Annotated in this window: 9 protein-coding genes; 3 read left to right on the top strand and 6 right to left on the bottom strand. The window is 52.6% G+C overall.

Going from position 1 to position 7,604, the window contains the following annotated elements:
- Window positions 1–461: tetratricopeptide repeat protein (locus PHU49_11965; GenBank protein ID MDD5244722.1), on the top strand; the 461-nt coding region annotated here is incomplete at its 5' end.
- Here PHU49_11965 and hypE read toward each other — a convergent pair.
- The 4 genes from hypE to hypF are packed head-to-tail and all read right to left on the bottom strand — an operon-like array spanning window position 444 to window position 5,213.
- The gene (hypE, locus tag PHU49_11960) at window positions 444–1,457 is read right to left on the bottom strand and encodes a hydrogenase expression/formation protein HypE (GenBank protein ID MDD5244721.1); all 1,014 of its coding nucleotides are present in this window, start codon (window positions 1,455–1,457) and stop codon (window positions 444–446) included. The two genes, PHU49_11965 and hypE, sit on opposite strands and share 18 nt — an antisense overlap.
- Before the next feature lie 25 nt (window positions 1,458–1,482).
- Window positions 1,483–2,571 (bottom strand): hydrogenase formation protein HypD, encoded by a 1,089-nt coding sequence (gene hypD, locus PHU49_11955; protein ID MDD5244720.1) that lies wholly within the window; start codon window positions 2,569–2,571, stop codon window positions 1,483–1,485.
- Window positions 2,572–2,585: 14 nt separating this feature from the next.
- Window positions 2,586–2,810, bottom strand: coding sequence for a HypC/HybG/HupF family hydrogenase formation chaperone (locus tag PHU49_11950; protein MDD5244719.1), 225 nt, complete (start codon window positions 2,808–2,810; stop codon window positions 2,586–2,588).
- Between the two features lie 6 nt (window positions 2,811–2,816).
- The gene (gene hypF, locus PHU49_11945) at window positions 2,817–5,213 is read right to left on the bottom strand and encodes a carbamoyltransferase HypF (GenBank protein MDD5244718.1); all 2,397 of its coding nucleotides are present in this window, start codon (window positions 5,211–5,213) and stop codon (window positions 2,817–2,819) included.
- 263 nt (window positions 5,214–5,476) lie between these two features.
- On the opposite strand from hypF, the gene PHU49_11940 reads away from it, so the two are divergent.
- Together PHU49_11940 and PHU49_11935 are read left to right on the top strand one after the other, a co-directional pair.
- On the top strand, window positions 5,477–5,671 hold the full coding sequence (locus tag PHU49_11940) for a YwbE family protein (GenBank protein ID MDD5244717.1): 195 nt from the start codon (window positions 5,477–5,479) through the stop codon (window positions 5,669–5,671).
- Between the two features lie 114 nt (window positions 5,672–5,785).
- Entirely contained in the window at window positions 5,786–5,977 is a 192-nt protein-coding gene (locus PHU49_11935) for a hypothetical protein (GenBank protein ID MDD5244716.1), read from the top strand.
- 739 nt (window positions 5,978–6,716) lie between these two features.
- On the opposite strand, the gene PHU49_11930 is transcribed toward PHU49_11935, so the two are convergent.
- Both PHU49_11930 and PHU49_11925 read right to left on the bottom strand, forming a co-directional pair.
- A complete protein-coding gene (locus PHU49_11930) occupies window positions 6,717–7,070 on the bottom strand; it encodes a hypothetical protein (GenBank protein MDD5244715.1) in 354 nt (117 codons plus the stop codon).
- A gap of 61 nt (window positions 7,071–7,131) precedes the next feature.
- Window positions 7,132–7,557 carry a hypothetical protein gene (locus tag PHU49_11925; protein ID MDD5244714.1) on the bottom strand — a complete coding sequence of 142 codons (426 nt, stop codon included), beginning with the start codon at window positions 7,555–7,557 and terminating at the stop codon, window positions 7,132–7,134.
- Window positions 7,558–7,604 lie beyond the last annotated feature (47 nt).

Below are 7,604 nucleotides of genomic sequence, written 5' to 3'. Positions count from 1 at the left end.
TAGTGCTCCTGGCGGTATTTTTAAGCTCATGCAGCCTGCCGAGGATTATCGTGCTCCGCGACCCGCTGACCCCGGAAGAGCATATCAACCTCGGGGTAAGCTATGAAAAAAACGGGGAGCTTGACGCCGCGCTGAAGGAATACGAGACTGCGTCAAGGAAGATTTCCATTGCGTATCTTTATGCAGGGAATATCTATCTTCAGAAAAAGAGCTACGAAGAGGCGGAAAGTAATTACAGGAGCGCCATCGACAAGACAAGGGACCCGCGCGCCTATAACAACCTCGCCTGGCTTTATTTTACTCAGGATATAAGACTTGAGGAGGCAGAAAAACTCGCCCGAAAGGCCGTGGAGCTGTCTCCTGATTCGCAGGATTTCAAGGACACACTGGACAGGATCGTTGAAAAACGGAAAATGATCGTCCCGCGGGAGACACCGGGTGTGTCAGCAGATCCTCGGTAGCGGCGCCCCGGCAAGCATCTGCAGGCGCCTTGTGCCGCCGAGATAGGTCTTGAGATAGAGATCACCCTTTCCTTCATCAATCCTGCCGATGATAGAGGCCCGTCCGGCGCCCCATTGTTCCCGCAAATATGCTGCCATCGTGTCTGCCTCTTTTCCCGAGACGATGGCGAGGAACTTGCCCTCGTTGGCAAGGTAAAGGGGATCAAGCCCGAGCGTCTCACAGATACCTTTCACCTCATCATCAACAGGGATGGCTGCCGCATCGAGCCGGATATCTTTCGTCGCGGAAAGCGCTATCTCTTTGGCATTTGTCGCAAGACCTCCCCTGGTGAGGTCCCGCATGAACTTGATGCCCTTGAATTGTTTTAACAGATCTTCTGTCATCGTATTAAGAGGCGCGCAGTCACTATAGATCTTTGTTTTGAAACTGAAGGATTCCCGCGCGAGGAGGACCGAAAGACCGTGGTTGCCGAGGGGGCCGTTGATAATCACTACATCCCCCGGTTCAATACGGTGATAGCCGACGTCGGCCTCCGGCAGGAGACAGCCCACTCCGGTCGTGGTGATGAAGATCTTGTCTGCCTGTCCCCGCCCCACGACCTTCGTATCGCCGGCGATGATAGAAACACCTGCCTCATGACAGGTCTCCGCCATTGACACGATAATCCTTTCCAGGTCGGAAAGGGCGAACCCTTCTTCAATGATAAAGGATGCAGTGAGATAGAGTGGTTTTGCGCCGCTCACTGCCAGATCGTTGACCGTCCCGCATATGGCGAGTTTCCCGATATCCCCACCGGGAAAGAATATGGGATAAACCACGAAGGCATCGGTGGTGACCGCCATTGAACCGGCCTGCATCTCAAATAAAGCTGCATCGCTCAATGGCGCAAGGAGGTCATTCCGGAAAGAGGGTAAAAAATATTTCTCCAGCAGCTGGTGGGTAAGAAGCCCGCCGTCGCCATGGGCCAGCAAAATAACATCGTTGAGTTTTTTCATAGCACCTCAAAAATATGCGTCTGCGTTAATAACCAATACCGTACTGGTAATATGCCGCGCAGGCGCCTTCGGTGGAGACCATGCAGGGTCCGACAGGATCGACGGGCGTACAGACGGAAGAGAACAACGGACAATCGTCAGGCCTCAGTTTCCCCCGCAGGACCTCCCCGCAGGAGCAGCCTTCGGGCGGCGAAGACGGGGGCACCTCAATGGGAAATCTAACCCGCGCATCATGGGTTGCATATTCGGCCTTAAGCCTGAGGCCGCTTCCGGGGATCGATCCAAAGCCGCGCCACGAAACGTCAACAGGATCGAAGCATTTCCCCATGATCTCCTGCGCCTTTATATTGCCGTCCTCATGGACGAGACGCCGATACCCGTTCATTGTTTCCACTCTGCCATCCAGGATCTGCCGGAGGAGGAGATATATCGCCTCCATAACGTCGACCTCTTCAAACCCTCCTATCACAGCGGGCAGCCTGTAATCCGAAGAGATAAAATCGAAGGCCTTCCTGCCGGTGATCGTGCAGACATGGCCGGGCAGTATGAAGCCGTCTATCTTTTGCTCCGGGTCGTTGAGAAGGGCCTTCATCGCCGGAGGAACGACCTTGTGCACGGAGAAGATGGAATAATTCTTTATCCCCGCTGCCCTTGCTTCCAGGAGACTCAACGTGATGGCAGGGATGGTTGTCTCGAAACCTACGCCAAGAAAGATGACTTCCTTATCGGGATGTCCGGCGGCATAGGTTACGGCCTCTCTCGGGGAATAGAATGTCTCCACGCGGGCGCCCCTCGCACGCTCCTGTTCCAGGGAAGAGCGGGTGCCGGGGACCCTTATCATATCACCGAAGGTGGCTATGATCGTGTCGGGTAATCGGGAAAGGGCCATGATCGTGTCGATATCGGCCTGGTCAGTAACACAGACGGGACAGCCGGGGCCGCTCCTTAATTCCATATGATTGGCGAGGATGCCCCTCAGGCCGCTTTTCGATATAACGGTAGTGTGTGTGCCGCAGACCTCCATAAACATTATCTTGCGCCCGATCTTGTCATTTACCTGCTTAGATAGCTGTAAAAGTCTTTCAAGGAATCTTTTATTGAATGCGGAATCCATGTCGAGCCTTGACTTTAAGTGTTGGTAATCTCTTCCAGCAATTTCAGCGTATTCCGCGCCTCTTCCCGGTCGATCTTTCCGATTGCATACCCCGCATGGACCATAAGGTAATCGCCGGGAACCATCTCTTCAGCTACCAGTTGTGTATAGACCTTGTTCTGTACCCCGTAGCACTCGATGACAGCCCACTGTTCCTCTTCGTTTATCTCGACGATCTTCCCCGGTATTCCCAGACACATTATGCGTTACCTCCGTTGCCCTGATGTCCTTTTGTTTCTCCGCTCCCTGCCCTTTGTTCTTCGCTGTTCTTTATGCCTCCAGTGTGCAACTATTGCCTGGCCGAGGGATATGCACCCGTCGTTTGGAGGCAGCAGGCGGTGATAGTATACATCAAAACCCTTGTCCCGGAGTATTCTTTTCGTCATCATGAGGAGGTACCGGTTATGCCAGGTGCCGCCGCTGAGGACGACCTTCCGCAGACCTCTCTCCGCGCGTATCCTTTCAGCCGTATCCGCGATAATGCGGACAAGGGTATTATGAAACCGTACGGATATCCTGTCCGCCGGCACGCCTGATATGACGTCGGACACAACGCCTTCCAGTATCCCGTCAGGCATGATCGCGTCCTGCTCGATGCTGTACCCGTAGATGCCCTCACCGGGCCCCTTTTCCGTATCATGCGCCAGTTCCGCGAGCTCGATCGCGGCCTGACCTTCGTAGGTGTTTTCGAGACAGACACCGAGTATGGCCGATACCGCGTCAAAGATTCTCCCGCAGCCGCACGCGAGGGGCGTGTTGAACCGCTTCGCGACGATCTCTTCGACAATATCTATTTCTTTACCCCGGAACAGTTGCCCCGCGTATTCCCTCCCCCTGTCGCCGAGAAAGGTGAGGAGATACGAGACCGCGGCCCTCCAGGGTTCCCTGATCGCCGCTTCTCCACCGGGCAGCGGCACATACGCGAGATGGCAGATCCTCTCGAAATCCGTATAATTGCCGGCAAGGAACTCAAAGCCCCAGAGGTTCCCGTCAGTGCCGTACCCCGTTCCATCGAGGACAATGCCGATCGTTTCCTCGTTCGAGAGGTTGTTTTCCGCCATGCAGCTCGCAATGTGGGCATGGTGGTGCTGAACCCCTTCGCATGATTCGCCGTGTATGAGACGGGCGATCCTCGCGGACGCATAATCGGGGTGGGAATCGAACGCGACGATATAAGGCTCTACTCCGATGAGCGCCTGGAAGTGCAGTAGACTTTGCAGGAGGTTCTCTTCACCCTCAAGGCTGTCGATCTCCCCGATGTACTGGCTCATAAAGGCCTGGTCACCCTTCAGGAGGCAGAATGTGTTTTTCATTTCACCGCCGACGCCGAGTATGACCGGCGGTCTCTTCCCGCGCGGGACCGGAAAGGGCTGCGGGATGTAACCGCGTGATCGCCGGAAGAACTGGGTCTCATTGTCGATGACCTCAACGACAGAGTCATCGCAGCGGTTCACAATATCCCTGTTATGGAGGATGAAGGCGTCGGCGATGGAATGGAGCTCGGCAAGGGCGCGATCGTTGTCTTTCACCAGCGGCAGTCCGCTGTAATTACCGCTGGTCATAACGAGGATGTCAAAGTCGCCGCTGAAAAGAAGGAAGTGCAGGGGGCTGTACGGGAGCATGACTCCGAGGGATTTCAGGTTCGGCGCGAGTTCTTCAGGCAATGGCGCGTCAGGTTTCCTCCTCAGTATCACAACAGGCGCCTGCGGCGAGAGAAGCAGTTCCTCCTCTTGCCTGCCGACATAACAGTACCCCTTTACTGTGTCCATATCCCTGCACATGACGGCAAAGGGCTTGTACTCCCTGCCTTTCAGCGTCCGCAGCCTCTTCAGGGCCGTCCTGTTTTTTCCGTCGCAGGCGAGATGGAAACCGCCAATGCCCTTGAGGGCGATGATCCCTCCTTGTCGTAGGATGTCCCAGCAGCCCGGCAGCCAGTCCTCTGTATTCCCTGTCTCCGCCACGCTCTCCGCTCTCCGCTCTCCGCTGCCTTTTCTCACAAGCTCCACCCGGGGCCCGCATTGTGGACAGGCAACGGGCTGTGCGTGAAAACGCCTGTCCGATGGATCATGATATTCTCTCCCGCAATCCCCGCACATCCCGAAGGCTGCCATCGACGTGTTGGGACGGTCGTAGGGTATCTCCCTGATGATGCTGAAGCGGGGACCGCAATGCGTGCAATTGGTAAAGGGATAACGGAAGTGCCTGTCAGAAGGATCTTCAATATCGCGGAGACAGTTGCTGCACGTGGCTGTATCGGGCGGGATCAGGACCTCTTTTTCTCTGCCCGGGTCGCTTTTCAGGATCCTGAAGGTCTCGTAATGGGCGACGGGCATCTCCTGGACCGTGACGTTGCCGATGCGCGCAAGCGCGGGCGGATGCTCTCTCATGGTTTTTATGAAGGCCTTCACGTCCGCATCATCTCCTTCGGCGTCCACGATGACGCCCCGGCTGGAATTAAGGACCGTGCCCTTTATCCCCTGTTCCCGTGCAAGGTTATAGACAAAGGGACGGAACCCCACTCCCTGGACAATGCCTTTTACCGTGATAAGATAACGGACCAATCTTTTCGCTGCGGTTTTCTGATTGCGGTTTTCTGATTTCATGTTTTTTGATCCATTGCTGATAGCTGATAGCTGATAGCTATAACCATCTTTGTAAATGTATTACATAACAGGCATGAAATCAAATGGGCGTCAATCGGCCGGAACGCTGTTTTGCTCCCCCACCCGCCTCAGATACGCTCCGTCTAAACTTCGTATTACTTTCTTTCCACCCGTAATCTTCAATTCTGACAACAGCCCACCGCTGATAAGCAGGTGGAATTGAGGAAATCGTGCCCGTGTGGTATGGTATAGAGGAAAGCGACATGGACGGAACAATACGATCTAATATTCAACGGGGCATTAAAGTATCAATTGTCCTGAAAAAGGATCAGCGGACAGGCGTACTGACGAATGGGACGGTAAAGGATATTCTCACCGCATCGCCACAACATCCGCATGGAATAAAAGTCCGTCTGGAAAGCGGAGAAATAGGCCGGGTAAAGAAAATACTCCTCTAGTCGAAAAAGTCAGGGGAAATAAGCAGAAGGGCCACAGGAGGCAACTCCTGCTAAAATATTTCAAGAGCTCTGCCGGATTGTCCGGAGCAAAATAAAGGAGAGGAGTCCGTATCCATGGAAGAAATCAAAACCAAAGAGGAGCGCTACAACGAGGTTTGTATTGCGCATAAGTCACTCGATGAAAAGTTGAAGAGGCTCTACGAAAAAACCCACCTTTCCGATGATGAAGAAATGGAGATGAAACTGCTCAAAAAGAAAAAACTCTATCTTAAGGACATGATGGAAAAGATTCAACAAGAGCCATAAGAAACGCCGTGCAATGAGGGACATAGTGAACAAACGCAACTAACCCCTCCCATTGCCGGGACATAAGTCTTCAATGATGAGACCGGCGACCTCGGGGATCGCCCTTTCAACTTCCGGTGTCAGTATTTTGCTGAAGACAGGATAAAGGGGACGTCGTTCAATACTTCAATTACTTTTCATTGCAGTTTTTTTGATTGGCCGAGATGATTTCTGGTGTGACGGCAGAAAATTTAATTGCGTTTTTATGACCTTTGGAGGAAGATTAAAAAAGGGGCGGGCTAATGGGGGGGATAAATCAATTTACAAGAAATTTTTGGGAGATAGTTATTGACTTTGATTAAGCCAGGACGTCCCCTCTGCCCTCGTTAATGGGTAAAGGCGCGACAATCCTTTGATTCTCTTCTGAGATAAGGCCGTACCTGTTGAGCAGCTCGGACATGAGCCGTGCCCGCTCGGGCTTTAACGGATGGGATGGCTTATATTCATGCCGGGTAAGATTATATGAATATATTAAGGCATTAATAAGCATGGATATTCCCGGTTTTGATCTTCTATTATATCTATTATAAGTCTCCAACGGCAAGGATGGTGGAGTTGTTGAATCAGTTAAGAACGTACACCTCCATTGGAAGCCCGGATGGATGGAACAAGAGCGTTCCTGATCTTCTGGAAAACGGATAGATTATTTGGGTTTCTATGTGGGGGCAATTCCGTTACTTGTAGTCCCACCGCCTGTGGATCAATAGATTGATCTTATTCTACCTGACCTCTTGTCTACGATTACCTTATCGATGACCGTCTTGCCCCGATCCAGAATCTCGGCCTCAAAATACCAATTTTTCTCAGTTATGTTTCCGACCTTTAGTCTCTGGCTATTGTCTGAGAGGTAGGTCTCTATTACCTGTTTTGCCTGTTCCGTAGTCCCCACAGGTTTCCTCACGCCATAGGGTCCCCACTGCATACCCGGGCAATAGTGGCCGTAAGGGACACCTTGATACATACCTCTTCCCATGGGTTGCGCCACTGAGATTAGTGGTACTGCCACCAACGTCACAAAAAGAAAAATGATCAGGAACAAACTACGCATTGCCATTCTATCTCCTTCAAGAGCAAGATTACGTAAACCTACCGTAATCTTGCTCTCAAATCAAATCCTACCACATAGGGCAGTAACCGCTGCCGTAGTCGCCCCTGTAGCCCATTCTGTAACCTCTGTGTCCCGTAGCCCAGCCGGGGCCATAACCGCCACCCATCATCCAGCCAGGACCCCAGGCAGACAGGCCCTGCTTCTGGGCTGTATCCTGAATCTTTGTCTGCAGATCGATCATCTCTTTCTGGAGGGTCGCTATACGAGTCTGGTCAGGGTTATCTTTGGTGTACTCGTTCTGAATTTCCGCCCTTTTGGCAATGAGATCGTCCCGCAACGGCAGGGTCTCTTTCTGGAAGCTCCGCAGAGCCTTCACGTCCGTCTGACTGCCGTATCCGGGGCCATAGCCTCCGCCCCACCATGCCGCATAGGAGATACCGCCGAGGGCAAACCCTACTGCCACGATCAAAGCTACCACGAATACCTTTTTCATACTGAAACCTCCTTATATGAATTTTCTATAAATATAAAGAGGAAATG

This window comes from Syntrophorhabdaceae bacterium, from assembly GCA_028713955.1.
In the GTDB taxonomy this organism is placed as follows: Bacteria; Desulfobacterota; Syntrophorhabdia; order Syntrophorhabdales; family Syntrophorhabdaceae; genus UBA5609.
Note: the sequence above shows the minus strand (reverse complement) of the source record. Positions and strands in the feature narration are given on the sequence as shown.

Bases quoted from the DNA above. Each gene is read 5' to 3' on its own strand.
- hypE (MDD5244721.1), bottom strand. From the start codon at position 1,457: ATGAAAAAACTCAACGATGTTATTTTGCTGGCCCATGGCGACGGCGGG.
- hypD (MDD5244720.1), bottom strand. From the start codon at position 2,571: ATGGATTCCGCATTCAATAAAAGATTCCTTGAAAGACTTTTACAGCTA.
- PHU49_11950 (MDD5244719.1), bottom strand. From the start codon at position 2,810: ATGTGTCTGGGAATACCGGGGAAGATCGTCGAGATAAACGAAGAGGAA.
- hypF (MDD5244718.1), bottom strand. From the start codon at position 5,213: ATGAAATCAGAAAACCGCAATCAGAAAACCGCAGCGAAAAGATTGGTC.
- PHU49_11940 (MDD5244717.1), top strand. From the start codon at position 5,477: ATGGACGGAACAATACGATCTAATATTCAACGGGGCATTAAAGTATCA.
- PHU49_11935 (MDD5244716.1), top strand. From the start codon at position 5,786: ATGGAAGAAATCAAAACCAAAGAGGAGCGCTACAACGAGGTTTGTATT.
- PHU49_11930 (MDD5244715.1), bottom strand. From the start codon at position 7,070: ATGGCAATGCGTAGTTTGTTCCTGATCATTTTTCTTTTTGTGACGTTG.
- PHU49_11925 (MDD5244714.1), bottom strand. From the start codon at position 7,557: ATGAAAAAGGTATTCGTGGTAGCTTTGATCGTGGCAGTAGGGTTTGCC.